The following is a 22,955-nucleotide window of genomic DNA, read 5'->3' as shown; positions in this document are numbered from 1 at the left end:
GATCCGACCCCCTATTCAGTCCCCGTGAGAGGGACTTCGAGTTGGGAGGACTGATTCGGCGACGAGATCAAGATCGATCGTTTCCGCAGGGAGTGGCTCGCCACGGACCTTGGGCACGGTCACCTGCTGGGAGATTCCGGTGACGTCCATCGACGCCTCGAACTCGAGGACCAGATCTGCAACGTGGATCGTCAGCGGTCTGAGATCGGGCGGGTTTTCGCTGTCGAGGCAATGCAAGAACGCGACCGACTCAGTCCGTCTCACGTGCTCGGCGAGTCCGTTCATAAACGCCTGAAACTGCTTGCGATCGGTTCGCTCGAAGGCATCCATCGAGTCGATGACGAGATTGGCACCATCCGGCAGGCTCTCGACGTAGTCGTTCGCCTCGGACAAGACAGCAGGGGCATCGAGCTGTCGAATCGACGGATTCCCGGCGGTGACAGGGGCTGTGTCGATCGATTCTTCGATATGCGACCGTGAGCGTTCGACGGTGAGATATAACGTGCCGCGGGCGGCCGTCAGCGCGTAGAGAAGCTGCTCGGATTGGCTCGGTGGCTCCGCGAGTACGGCGACGACGTTGCCGTGTGGAATGCCACCGCCGAGTGCTGCATCGAGTGGTTCGATACCGGTCGTGAGCCGATCGGCTGCTGCCGGTGACCCGTTCGTTTCAGCCCATCGGTTGCTGAGTTCCGATGCGATCCGATCGTAGGCCTCGCACGTCTCCGGATGTTCGAGTGGTGATTCCCTGTCAGGGATCGCTGCCAGAATCGGCTGGTCAATGGCTTCGACAAGCGACGGCGACACACGATCACACTGATTGAGGACGATCCCGGCGACGGGGACGTCGAGACGGTCGGCCATGTCGATCGTCGCTTTTGCCCCTTCGATACTTCGGGTCGTGTCCGTCGTGACGACGATGACACGGTCGGCGGCTGAGAGGGGATCGACGGCGTCCGGGCCAGCGCCCGATGGGCAATCGACGACGGTCCGAACCGAGCTGTTTGCGAGGCGATCGAGCACGGATTCGAGCGCGACGTCCTCGGTGGGTAACGGTGCCGGAAGCAGGCCGGCCGTCGGTTCCCGGGGACTCGGTGACACCGTTGAGAGTCCGTCGCCGTCAGCGAGGGAAGCGAACGTCGGCTCCCGGTCGACCCCACCGATGACGTGGATGTTCGGCAGCTGTCGATCCGCGTCGATGGCGACTGCCGGGATGTCCGCCCGAGCGAACCCCTCGGCGATGCCGATGGCTGTTGTGGTCTTTCCACAGCCTCCCTTTGTCCCTGCGACTGCGAGCATGGGGCCTATGGGTTCGTTTCGGAATATAAACTACAGCCGTCTCAATCCCGAAGTTCCGATCGGCGCTCACGCTCGAACGTCCCAAGCGATTCGAACGCGGCCGGGCCGCCGAAGACGTAGATGTCGTCGCCGCTTCGAAGTGTTTCGGTTTCGTCAGGGAATGGGAGTACCGTACTGTCCCTGACAATCGCGAGCACGTCGACAGCCACCCAGCCGACGAATTCGCCCTCCAGTGGTTCTCCCGAACTGATCGATAGCATCGTAATCGAGTGGTCACAGGCCCGCAGGACGGACAGGAAATCAGTGACGTCGTCTGGGACTGCCGGTTTCGTCGTGAGGCTGTACCCATCGATATCGCCGAGTGTCCGGGCTGCCTGTTCCGGAAGGACGAGCGTCGCGGTATCGGTAGGTGTCGAATGGAGTGTGGCGCTGCCGGCGAATTCGACGCGTTCCTCGTCGGCCGTCCATAGCTCGATCGGATCGCCAGGTGCCGCGTCCGGAACCATTGCCTTTCGGATCGCGACACCGACTGTTCGGGGAGGGAGGGTGACACTCAACCCGGACGGCTCATACCCGATAGCGAGCTGTCGTATATCACCGTCTTCGGATAGTTCAATCCCAACACGGTCGATCCCGTAGTCCCGTTCAAGTCGCTCTCGGCAGCGCGATTCGAGTGCTGCGGGTGGGAGTCCACTCGGAAACAGCCACGTATCCCCTTCGAGTTCGCGTTTCAGATCCTCTTCGACGGGCTCGCTTCCGGATCGAGTTCGGATCCTGTCAGGCAGCTCAACGCTTGTAGCCTGTTTCGCCGAGCGCCGTCTCTTTGCCGTCTGTTCGGACTGCTCGTCGGGTGGACTCTCGGCGACCTCACCGGCGATGGCATCCCCAAGTCGTCGGCCGCCGACCGACACAGCGCCACTCAGTCCGAACGCCGCGAGCAGAAAATAGCCGGTTGCATCGAGAACGATCGATAGATCGGACACGATGGCGCTCCCGGCCGCAATTCGGGCCGTAAGCCAGGTTGCCACGGACACCCAGCCAAGGAGGATGGCCGTGCCGAGAGGTATCGGTCGCGATGTGAGACGTCGATAGGCGACCGCTCCGATGCCGGCTGTGAGGACTGCGAGAACGGCGAAGCCGACGAGACTGATCGCTGCGGAGCGCACGGTCGGCGAGACGAGCGCCGAGAGTTGCGCGGGTTCTCCCGGCAGTCCGCCGATCACAGGAAGCAACGCAACCGTCATTGGGCTTCCCCCGTGGCTAGCTCCGGTTTGCCTTCACCGAGTCGAGCCAGGACACGTTCGTTGCCGATCACGAATACCTCCGTTCCTGGCGGAATAGATGGCTCGATATCGCCCGCAGTCGTATCGGCTGCTGACGGTTGTGGGTTCTCGGAGTGATCTGACACACCGTCGGCTTCACTTTCAGCTATCGGTCTGTCGGATTCGTCAACGCGTGCGGACTGCTCGCCGGTTCGGAACTGCCAGGCAGTTGGGTCCCCCGATTCCGCCGGGCGACGATATGCAAGGATCTCGATATCGCCGGCGTGGTCGTCGAGCTGTTCCCGGGTCCGCTTGTCGACCGTCACGTGCTGGACAATCAGTCCGGCGCGCTGCAACTGTCTAAATGCGCCGCAGGCCCCGTTCGAATCACACGAGTTCACGTACAGATCGACGCCCGTCGACGTCAGGATCGTGGTGACGTCATCGACATCGACGGCAACCGAAACCCGACGGTCCTCGCCGGTCGCGGGATCCGATTGTTCGATGGTGGTTTCGCTTCGATCAGCCCGGCCAGCGGACGGCGACCCTGGTCCGGCGTGGTACGTCTCCGGTTGCTGGGTCGCTGGTGGATCGATCAGATTCCCAGCGGAACCGACCCCGAGAACGACACCGTCGACAGCGTCTGCGTCACTGACAAGGGTAACCTGATCGCCGGCTTGCAGTTCGGCGGGGACGACTGTCCGCACCGTGACTGCCCGTTGCCCGTCGGACAACTGTGACCCGACCGATTTCGAGGAGTGTTCGGCGGTAACCGTTGCTCGTCCCTGCTGGTCTATCGAAACGGCGGAGACATCGACGCCGACCGTCGTTTGAATACGAGCCGCAAGTCTCGATTCGAGTTCCACGATCGGCAGATCGACCGGGACTGTCCAGGCCCGGGATTCGATGGCATGCCACTGTTCCCGCGAAAGTGAGTAGCCGTTCTCGACATGCCGGTTATCGCGGGTCACGTCGAGAGAGATGTTTCCGGTCGCGTCAGCCGAGGCCACTGTCTTCGGAGCTAGTGCTCGTCGATTGTATCCCGGGGACGTCTCGGTTGCCGGCATATCGCCGGCGATCCGGTCACCCTGGCTGTACCCGTACACTCCAAGCAGCGTCGACACGACCCCGAATACGCCTACAAACGGCGCGTGTTCGACACCGAAACCCACCATCGCCCGAACTGTTGGGAATGACAGGTGGTACTGTTCGGTCGCAGTGAATTCGATCCCCGGCGAGACGGTCACGATCAGGAGAGACAGGACGCCGACGAGCAAACCCGCCACAACGACGACGGCACCGGTCGACAGCTGATGTCCCCTGTCGTATCGACTGGCGAACCCGATGCTTCCCGTTGTGCCGGCGACGATGGTCCCGACAATGAGACCGAAGCCTGCGCCCAGCAGTATCGCAAGCGCGGTCGCCGTCATCGGCGGGAGTCTCGCTTCGATCGTGATTCGTCCTTTCGTCGGTCCTGTCGCCCGGCCATCGGAGAGGTTTGTTCGATATGCATCGCTCACCCAACTGACGACGGAAGGTCCGTGTTGCCCTCCGTCGCTAACAGAACCTATTCGCCTGACTTTCGGATATAAACGTCCGGACTGTCCAGCGGTCACACCGACAATCGAAAAATCGGCCCTCGTTGTGTCCCCCGAAACCACCCAGTCTCTATGCCTGGACGACGATGGCTACGTCCTCGGTTTCGACGAGTTCGCCCTCGCCAGCGTAGGTGTGCTCCTCGCGCACCTCGAACTCGCTGGCTTCGAGCGTCACGTCGCCGGCGCGGAGCTGCTCGCCGTCGAGTTCGTACTCGTCGGTCGCGAGGGCGCCTTCGATGTCGCCGACTTTCTCGCCGTACTTCGGTCCGACGGTGGCGTAATCGAGGTCGATATCCGCGATCTCGGTACTGATCTCGGGATCGTCCTTGACGACCGCGATCTCGTCGACGTGCATGACTTGCTGGATGGCCGATTCGAAACCGGTCACGTCGCCGTAGACTTCGACGCGGTCGAGATCCGCATTCAGCGCCATGTCGTGGTCGGTTTTGTACGACCGCAACGCGGCGATCGTCGCCATCGCCGTCTCGCCCGCGGCAAGGTCGGCGTCGTAGCCGCGAGGTTCGGGCCAGTCGGTCGTGTGGATCGACGCCGCGTCGACCTGCTCGGCGTATTTCGCCTGCCAGATCTCTTCGACGACGTGTGGCAGGAACGGCGCGAACAGCTTGAGGAAGGTTCTATGGGCAGTCACAAGCGTGTAAGCCGCCGACTCGTCGTTGCGCTGTTTCGCGATTTCGAGGTAGTCGTCACAGAACGTATTCCAGAAGAACGTCCGGAGTTCGTTGCGGGCCTTCGAGAACTCGTAGGTATCGAGTTTCTCGGTCAGGCTCCCGACCGTTGCGTCGAGTTTGGCCAGCAACCACTCGTCGATCGCGGCGAGGTCCTCGGGCTCCTCGTAATTGTTTCCGGGTGCGAGCTGATCGACGAGCTTCGAGGCGTTCCAGAGTTTCTGTAGCAGGCGCTCGCCGGCCTCGAGATCGTTTTCCTTGAACGGGAAGTCGTCGCCGATCGAGGTTCCGGCGGCCCAGTACCGCGTGGCGTCGACGGGGAAGTCTTCGAGGACTGCCTCCGGCGAAACGACGTTGCCCTTCGATTTCGACATCGCCTCGCGGTTCTCGTCGAGTACCATCCCGTTGACCATCACCGTATCGAAGGGGATCTCACCGGTGTGCTCGTAACACTTCACGACGGTGTGGAACAGCCAGAAGGAGATGATGTCGTGGCCCTGTGGCCGGAGGTTCATCGGATAGAGCTCCGGGTTGTCGAATTCGAAGGTCTCCGTGTCCGCATCCCAATCCCACCCGGCGTTGATCAGCGGCGTCAGCGAGGAGGTCGCCCACGTGTCGAAGACGTCGCTCTCCGGCTCGAAGTCCGAGCCGCCACATTCCGGACAGGTGTCGACGGGGGGGTCGTCACTGAGTGGATCGACAGGCAGGTCTTCGCGGTCGGCGAAGACGGGTTCGCCACAGTCTTCGCAGTACCACACCGGGAAGGGGATACCCGAGTCACGCTGGCGGGAGATACACCAGTCCCATTCGAGTCCCTCGATCCAGTGTTTGTACCGGGTGAACATCTTCTCGGGGTACCAGTCCATCTCCCGGCCGGCCTCGAGATAGTCGTCGGTCGAGTCGAGCATGTCGACGTACCACTGCTCGGTCACGAGATACTCGACTTCGGTCTCACAGCGCTCGTGGACCTGGACCGAGTGGTGGTGATCGCGACTCTCCAGGAGGTGTCCCGCGTCGTCGAGATCGGCGATGATGGCCTCGCGGGCCTCGGTCGTCGACAGTCCCTCGTACTCGCCGGCGCGGTCGGTCATCGTTCCCGATTCGTCGATGGCGATCCGCAGGGGCAGGTCGTGTGCCTGGTACCACTCGATGTCAGTCTGGTCGCCGAAGGTACAGCACATGACGACGCCGCTACCGGTCTCTAAGTCGACGCGCTCGTCCTCGATGATCGGGACCTCCTGGCCGAAGAGGGGGACTTCGGCGGTCCCGCCGACGAGGTGAGCGTTCGCGTCGTCATCAGGGTGGACGAAGATCGAGACACAGGCCGGCAGGAGTTCGGGCCGCGTCGTCGAGATCGTCAGCGTCTCGCCGTCGTCGGCTTCGCCGTTCCCGTCCTCGACCAGCGGGAACTCGATGTCGTTGAATGTGGTGTGTTGTTCGGTATCCTCCTGTTCGACCTGTGAGATGGCCGTCTCACAGTCGGGACACCAGATCGTCGGCGCGCGCTGGCGGTACTCCTTGCCCTGCTCGTAGAGGTCCAGGAACGATAGCTGGGAGATGCGCTGGACGCGGGGTTCGATCGTCTTGTACGTGTTATCCCAGTCGACCGAGATGGCGAGTGACTGGACGTCCTCGGTAAAGGCGTCCTCGTAGTCGGCACAGACGTCGCGGGTCTTCTCCTGGAACTCGCGGCGCTCGAAGTCGCTGTGGCGGATCCCGAGTTCGCGCTCGGTGAGTCGCTCGGAGGCGATGCCGTTGTCGTCGTAGCCAAAGGGGAAGTAGACGGTGTCGTCGGTCATCCGCCGGAACCGGGCGACGAAGTCCTGGAGGGTGAACTGATAGAGGTGGCCCATGTGGAGGCTGCCCGAGACGGTCGGCGGCGGCGTGTCGATGGTGAACTGGGTGTCGGCGTCGGGCGTCTCGCTTTCCTCGTAGGCGAAGACGTCGTTGTCGACCCAGTAGTCCTGCCATCTGGGCTCGGTCTCGCGGGGATCGTACCTCCCGTCGAGCGACGGTTCGGCTGTCGATTCGTCGGTCGGCTCGTCGTCAGTTTCGTGTTCCGTACTCATGGTTTGTGGCGTCAGTGGTCGTCGTGCGATCCGTCCGTGACTGTGAGAAGGAGCTGTGGGGCTATACCGCCCCTACTACAGGAGGGGTGCGAGCAGACTGCGTGTTCGTCGATCCGGAGCCCACGCCGGACGGGACGCGTGACATATCTTTCCCTGTGAGTTCATCCGGATTGAGTGTTTCGTGTTTGATCGGCCGCTGGCCGGGGCGGCCGGTCCGTCACAGATTGTCACGAGCGCAATTCCTTTGGCCGCCCGTCGGCCAGCACGGACATGGAATCCGCTGAAGTCGAGCGCCGCATCGAGGACGCGATCCCCGATGCGACGGCGACCGTCACCCATCCGCGGCCGAACGACACGGAACATCTGGCCGCCACCGTCGTCTCGCCTGCCTTTGCCGGGAAAACACTCGTCGAGCAACACGAGATGGTCTACGACGCCTTGGGGGAGGCGATGACGACCGAGATCCACGCCCTGAAGGTGACGACCCGGACGCCTGAAGAAGCTGAGTGAGACGTCTCGCAAGCCAACGCCACACGTCATTTGATAGCACGTCGCAGAAAGAGGCATGCCTTGACTGTTCCCCAAGTCATAGGCGGACCGATGCGCTGAATCCGACGATGTCAACTGAGACTCCCACTGACGCCGAAACTGTCACTGAATACGTCGAGCGCGTGATCGAAGAAAATGACGTCGTGCTGTTCATGAAGGGAACACCGCAGCGTCCGCAATGTGGCTTCTCCCAGCGAGCGGTCGGGTTGATACGTGCCCACCGTGACGACTTCGAGACTGTCGACGTCCTCGATGCGCTCCCGGAGTACCGGGCTGCGCTGGAAGCACAGAGCGGATGGGAGACCATTCCACAGACGTACGTCGACGGTGAGTTCGTCGGCGGCAGCGACATTCTCGCAGAACACGAAGAGAGCGGCGACCTCGCCGAGACACTGACGGCGTAAGCCGACCGTGCCGAAACGCGTTCGCCTCAATTCGTTGCTGGCGCACGATCGGGGCGTTCACCCGAGTGTGCGCGTACCCAGAGTTCGCCGATCCGGGAGAGCCGCGTCCGATAGGACTTGCCGTGCTCTTCTTGCTCGATGTAGCCTTTCCCGCCGGGCCCGAGGCGATCGACGTTGTAGAGCACCTTCGACCGGAAGCTGTCGGTGTACTCCTCGCCGAGGTCTTCGGCCAGTGTCTGGGCCAATTCGGAGACCGATTCGAACTCGCCGTGTTCGCCCAGCGTAAAGAGGATGAGTTCCTCGAAGGGCTTGACGTTCGAGAAGGAAGCGACGGGGATCTCGACCATGTAGCTGCCGTTGATCTCCTTGGCTCCGATCGTCGTTCCACGCTCGTCGAACTCCTCGATGAGATCCTGTGCGCTTCCCAGGCGCTTCTCGACGAGATCGTCGTCGACGTCGTCCGAGAGGTCCTCGAGCAGGTCGATCTGCTTGCGGAGTTCCTCGGCGAGTTCCGTTTCGAGGTACTTCTCGGGAGCGGTGTAGTAGGTGTGGATCCGGTGACGGTCACCCTCGCGCTCGACGGCGATCGAGTGGGCGGCCGTCGCGAAGGCGAAGCTGACTGTCCGGGGCATCGCGGAGATGTTGAGCCAGACTTCGGCGTCAGGATCACGATCGAGTTCGTCGCTGATGAGCGAGAAGCCCTGCTCGAAGGCGGCGTCGTAGTCGTAGACGTCCTCGACGAGAATTCGCTCGGTCTTCGAGCCCAGCAGGTTCTGGAAGTCCTTCTGGAGTTGACTCGTCAGGAGTCGGGAGTATTCGGCGTTGGCCTCGTTGCCGATGGCTCCCTCCAGCAGGATCGCACGATCGACGGTACGTTGCTCCCGGACCAGCGGCGCGATGAGCCGGTCGTAGTCGAACCCGACCGGGACGATGTGTGTTTGCATACTCGCTATGTCGGGCCGGTTTGATAAAAAACCAGTCTCATACGTCGCGGAATGTCGGGGAAACGTATCGTCGAATCAATTTTTGAAGAATCTGATCCCCGAATCGGTTGCTCAGCGGAATCCAGGCCTACCTGTCCCGAACTCGGTGGTTGTTCTGGACATTCGTGGTGGCGGAAACGCTGGGAACGCCATCCGTGTTCGATAACGGCCGAGAGTCTTCACTCAGCGTCGGTCCGTTCGGGCGTGACGAACCGATCGGCGTTCTCCTCGGGTGCGGCCCGGGTGACCAGCGAGACGCCGACCGTCAGCACGAGACCGATCCCCATCCCGATCAGCCCGGCCTGCCAACCCCCGTAGGTCGCCGGGACGGGGTCGGTGAACGTCGCAAGCAGGTAGAACGCCTGGCTGATACCGACGCCCGCGAGCATCCCTGCCCGCGTCGTCCCGCGCCAGTACAGCGCGACCAGCACGGGCAGAGTCAGTTGGGCGTAGCCCTTGAAGGCCGTCGCGCCGATCTCGATCAACGTCAGGTTCGTCCCGAGGCTCATCGCCAGTGCGATCAGCGCGAAGGCGACGACCGCCAGCCTGGCGACGAGGTCCTCCCGGCGGTCGCTGGCGTCCGGGTCGACGAACGGCCGGTAGAGGTCCCGCGTCAGGTACGACGATCCCGACAGCAACATCGAGTCGCTCGAGGACATCATCGCGGCCATCGCGCCCGCGACGACCAGGGCGGCGAACCACGTCGGCGTATAGGCGTTCAACAACGGCGGGAGAATGTTCCCCCGGGCGTTGGGCGTGACCCCGAGTCCCGTCGCCCACGCCCCGAGGATGAACGCGGGGACGAAAAGCAGGATGACCAGCAGGGGCCACAGTGCCAGCGACCGTTTGAGGACGCGCTGGCTCCGGGCGACGAAAAAGCGCTGGTTGATCTGGGGGAACATCGCGACGCCGAAGCCGATCGCGATCGCCATCGAGAGCATGTATTGGGGCGAGTACAACCCGCCGCCAAGCGAGAGGAACTCGGGGTTGGCCTCGCCCATCGCCGCCGTCAACTCGCCGGGGCCACCCGCCGAGACGGCGATCCAGGCGAGGGCAACCCACACGAGGACGAGCATGAACACGCCCTGTAACGTGTCTGTCCAGGCGACGCCGCGCATCCCCGCGAGGACGACGTACCCGATCATAAATGCGGTGATCAACGTCGCGCCCGCCCAGTACGGGATCGCCCCTTCAGTGAGCGATTCCAGCGCCCGGCCGGCCCCGACCTGCTGGAGCATGACGTACTCCAGTAGCCAGAAGAGGCTGATCCCGGCGACCAGGCCGCGCAGTGTCCGGGAGTCAAAGCGGTCGCCAAGCATCTCCCCGACCGTGACGTACCCGTGTTTCCGACCGATCAGCCACTGCTTGTACCCCATCACGTACCACAGGATCCCGAAGATGACGCCGTCCATCAGCCCCATGACGAGGATCCATTCCGGCCCGGCCGAGAACGCCAGATTGGGACCGCCAAAGAACGTAAAGGCCGACAGCAGCGTCGCGAAGGTCGTAAAGAGGAGGACGACCGTTCCGATCGTCCGATTCGCCAGGTAGTAGTCCTCCGCCGAGCGCTCGGTCAGCCGATACGCGACCAACCCGACGCCCAGAGCGAGCAGCAAGTAGCCGACGACGATCCCGAGTTGCAGGGCGACGTTCGCCATCTCAGACACCCCTTTCGACGCCGACACCCCACGCGTGTCTGGTGAATGTGTAGAAGACGAGCGACGTCAGGAACATCCAGCCGACGTGCCACCACAGCCACACTGGCAGGCCGGCAACGATATTGTCGGTGCCCCACAGGAACCACGGGATCGCAAGTCCACTCAGGACGAGTGTCACGACCCCCCAAAACAACGCGACGGTCCGTTCGGCCATCTGTAGACGTGTGTTGCCGATAGAGTGGCTTAACAGTTACTACCACCCATCAATGTAGACTATTGATAAAAATACCTATTCAAAACCCGGTACCGCTTTTCACACTCAGTTGTCATATTATGGTTGAGAGGGGTGGTCCACGGGGGCGGGGCTCCGATAGTCCCGCATGCAGACACTTCATCCGCCGTCTGTCTTTCTCCCGACAGGTATTTGCTGGCTCGTCACGTACCTTGTTTCGTCCATGGATTCGGTCATGGCAATCACATCACGCCCGCACGACGGGCAGATCATCAATGCAAGATTCAGCGAAATATCTCATCCACGCACAGATCGAAGCCAACGGGGTGGTCGAGCGGAGTGACGTCGTCGGCGCGATCTTCGGCCAGACCGAAGGATTGCTCGGCGACGAACTCGACCTCCGGACGTTACAGGAATCCTCGAAGGTCGGCCGCATCGACGTCACGATCGATTCCGAAAGCGGTCGCTCGATCGGCGAGGTGACGATCGCCAGCGGACTCGACCGCGTCGAAACCTCGATCCTGGCAGCCTCCCTGGAAGCGATCGATCGGGTCGGTCCCTGTCGCGCGACCTTGGAAATCACGCAGCTCGAAGATGTCAGGACAGCAAAACGTCGTCAGATCGTCGACCGTGCCGAGGAGTTGCTCGCGCGCTTCGACGAGGAAGTGATGTCGAGTCACGAACTCGTCGAGGAGGTCCGCCGCCGGGCCCGCGTCGAACGTATTACCGAGTACAAGGGATACCCGGCAGGTCCGAGAGTCGCCGACGGCGATGCGATCATCGTCGTCGAGGGCCGAGCGGACGTCTTGACGCTTCTCCAGTACGGGATCAAGAACGCTGTCGGCGTCGAGGGGACGAACGTCCCGGACCCGATCGCCGAACTAACTCACGATCGGACGGTGACGGCATTCCTCGACGGCGACCGCGGCGGCGATCTCATCCTGAAGGAACTCGCACAGGTCGGCAGCGTCGATTACGTCGCCTTTGCTCCGGCCGGCCGGTCGGTCGAGGACCTCTCGCGGACTGACGTTACCGACGCCCTTCGGGAGAAAGTCCCCTACGAGTCTGTCACCGATGGCGAGGGGTCCCTCGAGGATATTGCCCCCGACAGCCCCGACAACGAGGGTTCTACAACGGGAGAAACGGCCGAGCACTCATCGAAGGAGCCGTCCCCGGATGAAACTGGCACGTCAGGCGGGAGCGACGAATCACCGGAAGCCATCGCGGACGCTGAAGCGAATGGCTCGGGTACTGACAGTACTGGCGAGGATCCTCCGGCCCTCGACGGGACAGCAGCCGACGGCGATGATGTGACGGATGACACGATCACGACGGAGGGTGGCGAAGCGGTGCCCGTTCCCAGCGACGGGGAGGCAGTCGTCGAAACGACGACGGGCAATGGGACTCTCTCCGAGGATGACACGGAAAGCAAGGAGATTGACGGAACCGAAGTCACGCCCGAGTCGGATACCGAGGAGACTGACGAGGTGCTCACCGTCGCGGAATCACTCGAAGATCACGTCCGGACTGTCATCGGCGAGTCCTCCGGCGCGGTCAGATTACTCGATGAATCACTGGCAACCTTATCGGAAGCCCCGGTCGAGGAGGCGTTCGGCACGATCCGTGACGCCGACCCGGTTCCCGGGACGGTCGTCATCGACGGCCCGGTGACTCAGCGTCTACTGGATGTCTCCGCACAACGCGGGGTCTCCCGGATCGTCGCCAGCGAGCGTGGCGATCTCGTCAAGCAGCCGGCGTCGGTCCGTGTGACGATTCCCGGAGCGGCCTAAAGCGGACGGGAGAGAACCATTCCGGCCGCCGGCTCCGTCCCGTAGTACTCCGGCAAGCGCTCGTGTTCGCGGAAGCCGTGTGTCCGGTAAAAGGCCTGCGCGCGCTCGTCGTCGACGCGAACAGTCACTCGAAGCGCCGAAGCCCCCGCTTTGGCCGTTCGCTCGGCGACGCCGTCGAGAAGGGCAGTCCCGATGCCCCGCCGCTGGTGGGCCGGATCGACGGCGATCTCGGGGACATACGCCGCGGTTTCGCCAACCAGCGCGAAGACGTATCCCACCGGCCGATCGATGACGGCAACGAGGCCGATCCCGAGGCCGTCGACCGCGGCCCTGAGGAGTTGGGGCGACGGTTCGTCGATCGCAGCGTTCTGGATTGGGCGAAGGTGTTCGTGATCCTCGGGTCGCACGTCTCTGAGGTCCACAGTGGGCTGGGCCACCATTCGTCACACCACCACGATACTCGTGGCGAGTGCAAGGGCGGCCCCGGCGACCCCGGCCGAAAGCGTGGCGAGGAAGTTCACGCCCTGGTTGCCAACCCACTGCCCTTCGATGGTCGCTCCCAGCACGCTGTCTACGGTCATGCCGATGAATCCGCTGGCGACAATCACGCCGGCGCCACCGACGGTGATCGTGTCGAAGGCGACGAACGCGATGGCGGCAATGACGGCGGCACCGGCGAGGCCGGCGAGTTCACCCTGCCACGTCACGCCGCCATCGGTGCCCGGTTCGACCGGCTCGAACGTGGTGATGAGTCGCGGCGCGTCGTAGAGACCACCGAACTCACTCGATAGCGTATCGCTCATCGCTGCCGCGACCGAGCCAGCGAAGACGAACAGAAACAGGTCTGGATGGACACCAGTCAGTCGCGGGCTTGCCGCGGCAGCCAGGACAGCAAAGAGCGCGACCAGCGAGTTCGCGAGCACGTTGCCGCTCCCTCGGGCACCCTCGTTTTCCTGGGCGATGCCCCGGGTAACCTTCTCGTCGTACCTGAACTTGCTCGCGAGTCCGCCGCCGCCGAAGAAGGTGATGAGCATGGCGAACCAGCCGTAATCACCGATGACGATCGTCAACAGGCTCAGAAGGACGCCGGTCAGCATGCCCGGGAGCGACGCCGTCTCGAGGGCATACGAAACGTATCCGAGTGCGACCGTGATGCCGAGTGCGATCGCGATGCCGGTTGTCGTCACCGAGATCGAAAGGTCCGCAAACAGCCACAGGAGGAGTCCAACCGACAGGATTACCAGCGGATCGTCGCGCTCGAACAGCATCGAGCGGAGCAATGCGGCGAGCAAGGCACCGCTTGCTGCAAGAAAGACGAGCACCGGGAACGAGGGGAGCACGCCGCTGATCGACCCCGAGAGCACGAATCCGCCCAGACCGGCGATGAACCCACCGACGACAAAACCGGCCGTCGCCGCGATCGGTTCCCGGCCAGTGGCCCGGACCAGCCGTGCGCCGACATTGCCGACGCTTAGGATCATCGTGGCCGCCACCGGAACGGCCACTGGCATGTCGAACTGTAACGCCAGCAAAACGAGTGCGGCGATCGAGAGCGAAAAGCCGGCCAGCCCGTAGAGCTGTCCATCCCGGCGGTCGCCAGGTCGCGCGAACAGCTCGAAGACGACGCCCGACTCGACGAAGTGCAACCCCCCAGCCAGGAGCAAAAACGGCGAGACAGCCAGAAGTGTCCCGATGTTCGGGGAGAACAATCGGTTCGCAACGGGAGCGATCACACTCGCGAACCCGACGAGTGCGAACGCTGACGCACGTCGGAGCGCGGAAGTCACTACCGGCGGTTTCCCCGAGAGCTACTTACCAGTTCCGACCCGCGGTCGTCCTCGCTATCCCATCCCGTGACCTTCTTACTGGTCGGCAGCCAACCCGTCGTCGTGGGGTTGTACGACCGCTATCTCGCGACGCGAATCCGGCTGAGCGACGCTGCAATCCCGGAACGCGTCGCGATCGTTCTGACAGAGCAGGATCTCCTGGAACAGGGAGCCTACGACATCCTCGAATCCGTCCTGGAGTGGGCGTTTGAATACGGTGCCCGGGAGCTTATCCTCTATGTCAGTGTGCTCGATGAAGCCGCCGTGCCCACGTTGCGTCGGCAACTCGAATCGATCGACGTCTCGCGGGACATGGCGGTCCGCGGTCCCGGCGACGACCACCGGGCCGACGCGCCGATTCAGATCAGCATCGGACTCGGTGGAAAACACGAGTTTGCGACCGCCGTCCAGGGACTTGCCCGGGAGGTCGAGGCTGACGAACTCGATCCCGCGGACATCGACGAAGCCGAAATCGAACGCCGGCTGGTCTTCCGGTCGGACCCGGATCTCGTGATCAAGACGGGAGCCGAACGACTGTCCGATTTCATGATCTGGCAATCCGTCTATTCGGAACTGTACTTCACCGACGTCAACTGGCGGGACTTCCGGGAGCGAGATTATCTTCGAGCCATTCGGGATTACCAGCGGCGTCAGCGGCGTTTCGGCCGCTGAACTGTGACGAAGCAATTTTGGGACGTGGTGACGTATGCAATGGCATGACAGTGGTGCACGAGGCGGTGATCTATGACCTCGACGGGACCCTCGTTCAGCTCGATGTCGACTGGACGTTGGTGACCCAGAAGGTTGCGTCCCGCCTCAGCGATCGGGGGATCGACACTACGGGGGCGAGTCTCTGGGAGTTACTCGAACGCGCCGAAGTTGCCGGGATACTGGACGTGGCAACTGACGTCGTCGCGACGCACGAACGTGTCGGCGCACGGACGGCGGAACGATTGCCCGCCGCGGCCGAACTTCCGCTCGACGTGCCGGTCGGCGTCTGCTCGCTGAACGCCGAGGCGGCGGTTCGCACGGCGCTGGAACGGCACGATCTGCTCGACGCCGTCGATACCGTCGTGGGCCGGGATACGCTTTCGGCCCAGAAACCCGATCCTGAGCCGCTGTTGGCTATCGCGGACCGGCTCGATGTCGAGCCCAGTCGGACCCTGTTCGTCGGCGATTCGGCGAAAGACGAGCGGACAGCCCAGCGAGCCGGGATGGCGTTTCAGTATGTCACAGACCGGATCGACGGGTAGGCGATAACGATTCCGCGACTCAGGATTGATGCCGTGCGTACGCGAAGACGCCGACTGCGGTCAGAAACCAGATGACCGCACCCACACGGATGGCGAAGGTCGCCCGCGTCGTCCACGTCGGCAGTGACTGGTCGAGCGAGAGGACGGCGACGATCGGCGCGCCGACGACGATGGTGACGACGAACGTTGTCTGAAGGACCCACCCGTAATCGACACCATCCGGATCCGTACGCGCACTCGGTTCGGCCACAATTTCGTTTGTGTCGGCCGTGTTCTTGCGTCTGTCGGTCACCGACAGCTTGGTCCGGCCGAGCGGATCGTTCTGGCTGACCCGAAGGCGTAATAGCGAGCCGTGACGGAATACTACGCATGACCACGGTGCGAGATCTCCGGGCGATGGCCGGTGAGGACCCGATTACCATGCTCACTGCCTACGACGCGACGACGGCCGAACTGGTCGAAGAGAGCGGCGTCGACGTGATTCTGGTCGGTGATAGCCTCGGGAACGTGGTACTGGGCCACGACTCGACACTCCCGGTGACGATGGAAGAAATGGCAAGTCACACGGCGGCGGTCGTCCGGGGAACCGACGACGCGCTGGTCGTCACGGATCTTCCCTTTTTAAGTATCGGCGCCGACCGTGGCGACTCGATCGAGAACGCCGGCCGGCTGCTCAAGGAAGCGGGGGCGAACGCGGTCAAGCTCGAGAGCGGCCCCCATACTGTCGAGTTGACCGAGCGCCTGACTGATCTCGGCATCCCGGTCATGGCCCACCTCGGGTTGACTCCCCAGCACGTCAACCGGCTGGGATACACCCGTCAGGGCACTTCCCAGGACGCGGCCGAGGAGATCCGCGATCTCGCGGCGGCCCACGAGGACGCCGGCGCGTTCGCACTCGTGCTCGAACACGTCCCCGCGAACCTGGCGGCGGCTGTCACCGACGCACTCGACATTCCGACGATCGGGATCGGTGCCGGCCCGGACTGTGATGGCCAGGTGCTGGTCGTCGACGATGCGGTGGGTCTCAGCGAGTCGACTCCTCCCTTCGCCGAGGCGTTCGGCAACGTCCGTGAGGCCTACACCGACGCACTCGATGACTACGTTGCTGCCGTCGAGGACGGACAGTTCCCATCCGGGGAACACAGCCACGTTGCGGAGGATCTCGATCTCGACTGACCTCCGTTGCAGTGGACCCCGATCTCCACTGACTGTATGGTGTGAACCGCTTTTCCACTCAACTTCGAATATGCCCCCACGTGGAGTCGAATTTGGCGACAAGTTTAAATACTACTAGAACTAACTCAAGGTTAGCATGGAACTCGAACAGCAGACGGTCGGCGATGCGGCGATCCGCCGGTTCGACTACGAGGATGCGACGACCTTTGTGGCCGATATCGGCCGCGACGGCGCCGTTGACGTGGTCGGCGACACGGCAATCGTCGTCACTGACGACGAGCAGTACGACGTGGCCGTTCCCGACCACGATGACGTGACAGCGTTTATGAAAAACGGCGTCCTTACTATCGAGGTGAAACGATGAAACTCACCGTCAAGCCACTCAAGCAGAAGGACGCCGGCCGCGGGCTGGCCGCGATCGATCGCGCGGCGATGGAGCAACTCGACCTGGAGAACGGCGACTACGTGGTTCTCGAAGGGCGCGAGGGCCGCGCCGTCGCGCGAGTCTGGCCCGGCTATCCCGAAGACACCGGCGACGGCGTCGTCCGGATCGACGGCCAACTCCGCCAGGAGGCTGACGTCGGCATCGACGATCGAATCGACGTCGAAAAGGCCGACGTCAAGCCCGCCCGCTCGATCTCGGTCGCCCTCCCCCAGAACCTCCGGGTCCGCGGAAATATCGGCCCCCACGTCCGGAACAAACTCTCCGGGCAGGCCGTGACGACCGGCCAGACGGTCCCCTTCTCGCTCGGGCTCGGCCCGGTCTCCAGTGTCGGTGGCCAGAAGATCCCGCTGAAGATCGCCGAGACTGACCCGGAAGGGACGGTCGTCGTCACCGAGCAGACCGAAATCGAGGTTAGCCAGCAGCCGGCCGAGGAGATCACCGGTGAGGCACCCGAGGACGCCCGCCAGACGCCCGACGTGACCTACGAGGACATCGGCGGGCTCGACGACGAGTTAGAGCAGGTCCGGGAGATGATCGAGTTGCCGATGCGCCATCCCGAGCTGTTCAACCAGCTGGGCATCGAGCCGCCGAAGGGTGTGCTACTGCACGGCCCACCGGGGACCGGCAAGACGCTGATGGCCAAGGCCGTCGCCAACGAGATCGACGCGTTCTTCACGACGATCTCTGGCCCGGAGATCATGTCGAAGTACTACGGCGAGAGCGAAGAGCAGCTCCGGGAGATGTTCGACGAGGCCGAGGAGAACGCCCCGTCGATCGTCTTCATCGACGAGATCGACTCCATCGCCCCCAAGCGTGACGACACCAGCGGCGACGTCGAACGTCGCGTCGTCGCCCAGCTCCTCAGCCTGATGGACGGCCTCGAAGAGCGCGGCGACGTGATCGTCATCGGCGCGACCAACCGCCTGGATGCGCTCGACCCCGCCCTCCGTCGTGGCGGTCGCTTCGATCGCGAGATCGAGATCGGCGTGCCCGACAAAAAGGGTCGCAAGGAGGTCTTGCAGGTCCACACCCGCGGGATGCCGCTGAACGACGAGATCGACATCGACGAGTACGCCGAGCGGACCCACGGCTTCGTCGGTGCTGACATCGAGCAACTCGCAAAGGAGAGCGCGATGAACGCCCTCCGGCGCATCCGTCCGGAGATCGACCTCGAAGCCGACGAGATCGACGCCGAGATCCTCGAAAACCTGGAGATCACCGGGGACGACTTCAAAGCGGCGCTGAAGGGCATCGAACCCTCCGCGCTCCGGGAAGTGTTCGTCGAAGTCCCGGACGTCTCCTGGGAGGACGTCGGTGGACTCGAAGACACCACCGAACGTCTCAGAGAGACCATCCAGTGGCCCCTTGAGTACCCGGGGGTCTTCGAGCAGATGGACATGGAGTCCGCCAAGGGCGTGCTCCTGTACGGCCCACCCGGGACCGGCAAGACCTTGCTCGCGAAGGCCGTCGCCAACGAGGCCCAGAGCAACTTCATCTCGGTGAAGGGGCCCGAACTCCTGAACAAGTACGTCGGGGAAAGCGAGAAGGGCGTCCGCGAGGTCTTCTCGAAGGCCCGGGAGAACGCACCCACGGTGGTGTTCTTCGACGAGATCGACTCGATCGCGGGCGAGCGCGGCCGTAACATGGGCGATTCGGGCGTCGGCGAACGCGTCGTCTCCCAGCTCCTGACTGAACTCGACGGGCTCGAGGATCTGGAGGACGTCGTCGTGGTGGCGACCACGAACCGCCCGGACCTCATCGACGCCGCACTCATCCGCCCCGGCCGGCTCGACAGGCACATTCACGTCCCGGTACCCGACGAGGGAGCACGCCGAAAGATCCTCGAGGTTCACACCCGCGACAAGCCGGTGGCCGAGAGTGTCGATCTCGACGACCTGGCGGCCCGTATGGACGGGTACGTCGGTGCCGACATCGAAGCGGTCGCCCGCGAGGCCGCGATGGCTGCCACCCGGGAGTTCATCCACAGCGTCGACCCCGAGGAGGTCGACGACAGTGTGGGGAACGTCCTCATCGACGAGAGCCACTTCGAACATGCCTTAAACGAGGTCGGCCCCAGCGTCGACGAAGAGACCCGTGAGGAATACGAGGAGATCGAACAGCGCTTCGACAAACGCGAGAACGAACTCGACGAACCCGAGGTCGGCAAGACCTTCCAGTAACGCCGCCGACGATTACGCTCGTTCGATGCTGTTTTCTCCGTCCGCTGTCTCGACTGTCCGGAGACCGAGGGCGTCGAGACACGCGACCGTCCGTTCTGGAACCGGGAGGCCGCCGTCCCGTCGTGCGCGCAAAATCGGCAGGGCCGAACGCAACTGTGCGGGCGTTCGCAGCGTCGGCGCCATCTCGAGGGTACTCACCGAGAGGCCGGCGTCGGTTGCCCGCTCGACGGTCGTTTCGATGCCCAGACGAGTCCCAACGTCGCTGAAATCGATCGGTTCGGTAAAGCCGGCGTAGAATACTTCGCCGTTTACCGCCGGCCCGACGACGACCTCGTTGCGTCGAAGCTGCATCGACGCCTGATCGAGTCGGGGCCGGGGAGCCAGCACGGCCGTCGGATCCAGCATGGCGACTGAGGACTCGCCTTCCGATTCGAGCAGATGGGTGACTGTATTGCCGATTCGGGCGCCGGGCGTCGAGCCGACCTGGACTTCGAAGCGTGCCGCCTCGGGATCGGCAAGCGCCGTCGGTACCACGTCCCGAAGGACTTCCTCGACGTCCTCGTCGCGGTCCTCGCGCTCGCGATAGTTCACGAGCAGGTCCCCACCGCTTCCGGCGACAGCTTCACAGACGTCCTGTAGTGCACTCCGATAGAGGTCGGCGACGTCACCTTCAGTCAGTGGCGTCCCTTCGACGAGTCGTGGCAGCACACTCCCCGGAATCGGTGCGTCAGCGCGAACGACGACGGTGGCCATGTGCGTAGGTGAGTGACTCGCGCTCTTGTATGCGCTGGTTCCCGAGGCTCGTGTTGGGTCGTCGATGCATCACTGGCCGAGTTCTGCTTGAGTATGAGGTCCTCCGGTCAAGGACGCTCGCTCGTTCGGGTAACTGCGAACACCTACTTCCGACGCTGCCCTTTCGTCTGTCGGTAGTCCCGGTCGAGTTCGTCGGCGAAATGTTCGCGGAAGGCCGTCAGTTCGGCTTCGCTGGCTGTCGCCGGTTCGATCAGCGGCAGAATCTCGAACCCGCGACCCTGAATCGTCGTGGCGTGTTCGGCCGTCACGTCAAGTTCGTCGGCGCTTTCCATCGTGTACTCGAACGCCAATGCTTCCAGTGGCTCCTGCCCGACAGCCACAATCAGTTCCGGATTGATTCGGCGGAGTTCCGCCGTCCGGTACCCCTCGCAGTTGTGCCGTTCCTCCTCGGTTGCCCCCCGCTCCGGATGATGACACCGCGTGACGTAGGTGAGATAGACCTCCGTGAGGTCAGGTTCAGTGGTGTCGGGTGGCGAATCACTGAGTCCGACCGCCCCGAGAATTTCCTGTATTGTCTCGCCGGTCTCGTCGCCAGTGAACGGGATGCCGGTCCGGTCTGCACCCGGGGTCGGAGCCGACCCGAGGACGATCACGTCCGCCGTCGGATCGCCGTAGCCATGGACGACCTGGGTCCGTGATTCGACCAGTGCCGGACAGTTGGTACAGTCCTCGTCCATGCTGTAGGGGTTCCGTGGATCCGGGAGGTCTGGGCTCATGGGTGGTCGATAGGGCGGGCCACTCAAAACGCGCGCGGTCGCGGCGAACGGCCTGCTGCCGGAGTCCACACGTTCTTGGCTCTGTCGCGCGTACACTGGACCATGAATCTGCGTCGCATCGGCCGCGTGGCGTCCCTCGTCGCGTTCATCGCCATCCAGCAATTCACGTCCATTTTTGCCCAGTACCCGACACTCGAAGCGGTCGGAATGGTCGGCGTCGCGATCGTTGGCCTGGACGCGCTGGTGTGTGCGATCCGTCGGTGGCGCTCGCTGGACGGGTCGCTGGTCGCTGGGGACGCGTCGGCTGGAGAGTGACAGGAGTCGCCGTCACTCGTCGTCGATCGTCTCGGCCTGCGTCGCGGCGTCGTCGGGGTCGTTGACGGGACTCGACGGATGGTAGTCGGTGTCGTACTCGCCGGGCCGGCCGTCGAGTCGGTCGGGGTTGATCCGGCCACCGAGCAGCATGAAGTCAAGTACCGTACAGTACAGGAGCCCTTCGACGACGGGGACGGCACGCGGCGGAAGGACCGGATCGTGGCGGCCGACGACCTGGATCTCCTTGCGCTCGCCCGTTTCCCAGTCGGCCGTTTCCTGGGCTTTCGGGATCGAGACCGGCGGATGCCAGGTGATCTCGCCGTAGATGGGGTCGCCGGTCGTGATCCCGCCCTGGATCCCGCCGTGGTCGTTGCCGACGGGCGTTGGGTCTCCGTTCTCATCAAATTCCCAGTCCTCGTTGTACTCGCTACCGGCCATCGTCCGGGCGTCGCGGCCGACCCCGTACTCGAAGTCGTTGACCGCCGGGATCGAGTAGATGAGTTGTCCCAGTCGCGAAGGGATGGAGTCGAAGCGGGGCGCGCCGAGTCCCCGCGGGACGCCCTGGCATTCGAAGTAGACCGACCCGCCGATGGAATCGCCCTCCTGTTGGTACTGTTCGGCCAGATCGCGCATCTCCTCGGCAGTTTCCGGGTGAGCACACCGGATGTCGTTTTCTTCGCTGTGTTCGAGCATCTCCTCGAAGGAAACCTCGGGGGCCTCGACGTCGCCGATCTGGTTGACGTGAGCTTTGATCTGGACATCGTACTCGCTCTGGTCGAGGACCTGCTTGGCGATGGCACCCGCGGCGACCCAGTTGACCGTCTCCCGGGCCGAGGACCGGCCACCGCCGCCCCAGTTGCGCGTGCCGAACTTCGCCGAGTAGGTAAAGTCTCCGTGGGAGGGGCGGGGGGCCGTGACGAAGGGCTCGTACTTGCCCGAACGCGAATCCTTGTTCTGGATGACCATCCCGATCGGCGTGCCAGTGGTGTAGCCGTCCTGCAGGCCCGAGTTGATCGTGACGGCGTCGGGTTCGTCCCGCGAGGTCGTGATCATCGACTGGCCGGGTTTGCGCCGGTCGAGGTCGTGCTGGATGTCGTCCTCGTCGAGTTCGACGCCCGCCGGGACGCCCGAGACCGTACACCCCATCGCCTCACCGTGTGACTCGCCGTACGTGGTCACCTGAAAAAGCCGACCGAAGCTGTTACCGTTCATTGTTCCGGTGTGAGGCGCGGGCGCATTTAGGCTTTGAGATGCCGGGGTTCTCTCGTGAACCCTGTTACTCGCCCGAGCGATCCGTCACCTTCTCGGCCATTTCGCCGAGGTCGACGCGCTTCTCACCGATCGACGCACCGACGAGCGCGCCGATGCCGGCTCCGGTACTGGCAGCCTTCCGGCTCACGAACCCGCCGACAGCGGCCCCAATGGCCCCGCCGATGGCTGCGAACTTTGCCCGACTGACCGCTTTTTCGATTCGCTTTCCCATACCTGAGGATATGTTCCGTGTGCTGATAATGGTGTCGAGCGGTTTGCCGTGTCCCCTTCGTTCCAGAGACGCCCCTAGGTGTCCTCGCGCTGTTCGGAGAGGTGTTCCCAGACCTCCGCACACCCACACCCGTCCTCGACATCTTCGAGGTGGTCGTCTTCAGTGGACTGTGCTCCGTCCGTCTGCTCGTCGTCTGTCGTCGACTGTTTTGTGTCGGACAT

General features: G+C 63.4%; 24 protein-coding genes. 9 read left to right on the top strand and 15 right to left on the bottom strand.

Annotated elements, in window-relative coordinates; genetic code table 11:
• Positions 1-15 precede the first annotated feature (15 nt).
• The 4 genes from HBNXHr_RS07610 to HBNXHr_RS07595 all read right to left on the bottom strand — a co-directional run bounded on the left by HBNXHr_RS07610 (position 16) and on the right by HBNXHr_RS07595 (position 6,911).
• Positions 16-1,296, bottom strand: coding sequence for a P-loop NTPase (locus HBNXHr_RS07610; RefSeq protein ID WP_275881692.1), 1,281 nt, complete (start codon positions 1,294-1,296; stop codon positions 16-18).
• A 41-nt stretch (positions 1,297-1,337) separates the two neighbouring features.
• Positions 1,338-2,540 carry a hypothetical protein gene (locus HBNXHr_RS07605; protein WP_275881691.1) on the bottom strand — a complete coding sequence of 401 codons (1,203 nt, stop codon included), beginning with the start codon at positions 2,538-2,540 and terminating at the stop codon, positions 1,338-1,340.
• A complete protein-coding gene (locus tag HBNXHr_RS07600; protein ID WP_275881690.1) occupies positions 2,537-3,988 on the bottom strand; it encodes a hypothetical protein in 1,452 nt (483 codons plus the stop codon). The genes HBNXHr_RS07605 and HBNXHr_RS07600 overlap by 4 nt, the downstream gene beginning before the upstream one ends.
• 238 nt (positions 3,989-4,226) lie before the next feature.
• Positions 4,227-6,911 (bottom strand): valine--tRNA ligase, encoded by a 2,685-nt coding sequence (locus HBNXHr_RS07595; protein WP_275881689.1) that lies wholly within the window; start codon positions 6,909-6,911, stop codon positions 4,227-4,229.
• Positions 6,912-7,181: 270 nt separating this feature from the next.
• On the opposite strand from HBNXHr_RS07595, the gene HBNXHr_RS07590 reads away from it, so the two are divergent.
• Together HBNXHr_RS07590 and HBNXHr_RS07585 are read left to right on the top strand one after the other, a co-directional pair.
• Positions 7,182-7,421 carry a BolA family protein gene (locus HBNXHr_RS07590; RefSeq protein ID WP_275881688.1) on the top strand — a complete coding sequence of 80 codons (240 nt, stop codon included), beginning with the start codon at positions 7,182-7,184 and terminating at the stop codon, positions 7,419-7,421.
• A gap of 107 nt (positions 7,422-7,528) precedes the next feature.
• Positions 7,529-7,864, top strand: coding sequence for a glutaredoxin family protein (locus tag HBNXHr_RS07585; protein WP_275881687.1), 336 nt, complete (start codon positions 7,529-7,531; stop codon positions 7,862-7,864).
• A gap of 26 nt (positions 7,865-7,890) precedes the next feature.
• Here HBNXHr_RS07585 and HBNXHr_RS07580 read toward each other — a convergent pair whose 3' ends face one another.
• The 3 genes from HBNXHr_RS07580 to HBNXHr_RS07570 all read right to left on the bottom strand — a co-directional run bounded on the left by HBNXHr_RS07580 (position 7,891) and on the right by HBNXHr_RS07570 (position 10,719).
• Entirely contained in the window at positions 7,891-8,808 is a 918-nt protein-coding gene (locus tag HBNXHr_RS07580) for a DUF6293 family protein (protein WP_275881686.1), read from the bottom strand.
• Between the two features lie 218 nt (positions 8,809-9,026).
• Entirely contained in the window at positions 9,027-10,505 is a 1,479-nt protein-coding gene (locus tag HBNXHr_RS07575) for a sodium:solute symporter family protein (protein ID WP_275881685.1), read from the bottom strand.
• 1 nt (position 10,506) lies between these two features.
• Positions 10,507-10,719 (bottom strand): DUF3311 domain-containing protein, encoded by a 213-nt coding sequence (locus HBNXHr_RS07570; RefSeq protein WP_275736632.1) that lies wholly within the window; start codon positions 10,717-10,719, stop codon positions 10,507-10,509.
• A gap of 293 nt (positions 10,720-11,012) precedes the next feature.
• On the opposite strand from HBNXHr_RS07570, the gene dnaG reads away from it, so the two are divergent.
• A complete protein-coding gene (gene dnaG, locus HBNXHr_RS07565) occupies positions 11,013-12,527 on the top strand; it encodes a DNA primase DnaG (protein ID WP_275881684.1) in 1,515 nt (504 codons plus the stop codon).
• On the opposite strand, the gene HBNXHr_RS07560 is transcribed toward dnaG, so the two are convergent.
• Both HBNXHr_RS07560 and HBNXHr_RS07555 read right to left on the bottom strand, forming a co-directional pair.
• Complete coding sequence (locus tag HBNXHr_RS07560) at positions 12,524-12,967, bottom strand: N-acetyltransferase (protein WP_275881683.1); 444 nt, start codon at positions 12,965-12,967, stop codon at positions 12,524-12,526. The two genes, dnaG and HBNXHr_RS07560, sit on opposite strands and share 4 nt — an antisense overlap.
• 3 nt (positions 12,968-12,970) lie before the next feature.
• The gene (locus HBNXHr_RS07555) at positions 12,971-14,314 is read right to left on the bottom strand and encodes a DUF92 domain-containing protein (protein WP_275881682.1); all 1,344 of its coding nucleotides are present in this window, start codon (positions 14,312-14,314) and stop codon (positions 12,971-12,973) included.
• Positions 14,315-14,416: 102 nt separating this feature from the next.
• On the opposite strand from HBNXHr_RS07555, the gene HBNXHr_RS07550 reads away from it, so the two are divergent.
• Positions 14,417-15,025: an undecaprenyl diphosphate synthase family protein gene (locus tag HBNXHr_RS07550; RefSeq protein WP_275740897.1), complete on the top strand. Its 609-nt coding sequence runs from the start codon at positions 14,417-14,419 to the stop codon at positions 15,023-15,025.
• Between the two features lie 44 nt (positions 15,026-15,069).
• A complete protein-coding gene (locus HBNXHr_RS07545; RefSeq protein WP_275736628.1) occupies positions 15,070-15,606 on the top strand; it encodes an HAD family hydrolase in 537 nt (178 codons plus the stop codon).
• A 19-nt stretch (positions 15,607-15,625) separates the two neighbouring features.
• Here the strand turns inward: HBNXHr_RS07545 and HBNXHr_RS07540 are convergent, their stop codons facing one another.
• Entirely contained in the window at positions 15,626-15,898 is a 273-nt protein-coding gene (locus tag HBNXHr_RS07540; protein WP_345799477.1) for a DUF5822 domain-containing protein, read from the bottom strand.
• Positions 15,899-15,975: 77 nt separating this feature from the next.
• Between HBNXHr_RS07540 and panB the strand changes: the two genes are divergently transcribed.
• The 3 genes from panB to HBNXHr_RS07525 all read left to right on the top strand — a co-directional run bounded on the left by panB (position 15,976) and on the right by HBNXHr_RS07525 (position 19,407).
• Positions 15,976-16,782: a 3-methyl-2-oxobutanoate hydroxymethyltransferase gene (gene panB / locus HBNXHr_RS07535; protein WP_275881681.1), complete on the top strand. Its 807-nt coding sequence runs from the start codon at positions 15,976-15,978 to the stop codon at positions 16,780-16,782.
• 136 nt (positions 16,783-16,918) lie between these two features.
• Positions 16,919-17,146 carry a hypothetical protein gene (locus tag HBNXHr_RS07530; RefSeq protein WP_275736626.1) on the top strand — a complete coding sequence of 76 codons (228 nt, stop codon included), beginning with the start codon at positions 16,919-16,921 and terminating at the stop codon, positions 17,144-17,146.
• A complete protein-coding gene (locus HBNXHr_RS07525; RefSeq protein ID WP_275736625.1) occupies positions 17,143-19,407 on the top strand; it encodes a CDC48 family AAA ATPase in 2,265 nt (754 codons plus the stop codon). Before HBNXHr_RS07530 ends, HBNXHr_RS07525 begins: the two co-directional genes overlap by 4 nt.
• 12 nt (positions 19,408-19,419) lie before the next feature.
• Here the strand turns inward: HBNXHr_RS07525 and HBNXHr_RS07520 are convergent, their stop codons facing one another.
• Positions 19,420-20,160 carry a hypothetical protein gene (locus HBNXHr_RS07520; protein ID WP_275736624.1) on the bottom strand — a complete coding sequence of 247 codons (741 nt, stop codon included), beginning with the start codon at positions 20,158-20,160 and terminating at the stop codon, positions 19,420-19,422.
• Between the two features lie 143 nt (positions 20,161-20,303).
• Positions 20,304-20,936, bottom strand: a complete 633-nt coding sequence (locus HBNXHr_RS07515; RefSeq protein WP_275881680.1) for a uracil-DNA glycosylase family protein — start codon at positions 20,934-20,936, stop codon at positions 20,304-20,306.
• Positions 20,937-21,038: 102 nt separating this feature from the next.
• Here HBNXHr_RS07515 and HBNXHr_RS07510 point away from each other — a divergent pair, with 102 nt between their 5' ends.
• Positions 21,039-21,251: a hypothetical protein gene (locus HBNXHr_RS07510; RefSeq protein WP_275736622.1), complete on the top strand. Its 213-nt coding sequence runs from the start codon at positions 21,039-21,041 to the stop codon at positions 21,249-21,251.
• A 12-nt stretch (positions 21,252-21,263) separates the two neighbouring features.
• On the opposite strand, the gene aroC is transcribed toward HBNXHr_RS07510, so the two are convergent.
• From aroC to HBNXHr_RS07495, 3 genes are all read right to left on the bottom strand, one after another.
• A complete protein-coding gene (gene aroC / locus HBNXHr_RS07505; protein ID WP_275881679.1) occupies positions 21,264-22,463 on the bottom strand; it encodes a chorismate synthase in 1,200 nt (399 codons plus the stop codon).
• A gap of 64 nt (positions 22,464-22,527) precedes the next feature.
• Positions 22,528-22,734, bottom strand: a complete 207-nt coding sequence (locus HBNXHr_RS07500) for a YMGG-like glycine zipper-containing protein (protein WP_012795244.1) — start codon at positions 22,732-22,734, stop codon at positions 22,528-22,530.
• A gap of 74 nt (positions 22,735-22,808) precedes the next feature.
• Positions 22,809-22,955 (bottom strand): hypothetical protein, encoded by a 147-nt coding sequence (locus tag HBNXHr_RS07495; protein WP_275736620.1) that lies wholly within the window; start codon positions 22,953-22,955, stop codon positions 22,809-22,811.

This window comes from Halorhabdus sp. BNX81 (assembly GCF_029229925.1).
Lineage (GTDB): Archaea > Halobacteriota > Halobacteria > Halobacteriales > Haloarculaceae > Halorhabdus.
The sequence above is the reverse complement of the archived record's forward strand: the minus strand, read 5'-3'. Positions and strand labels throughout refer to the sequence as shown.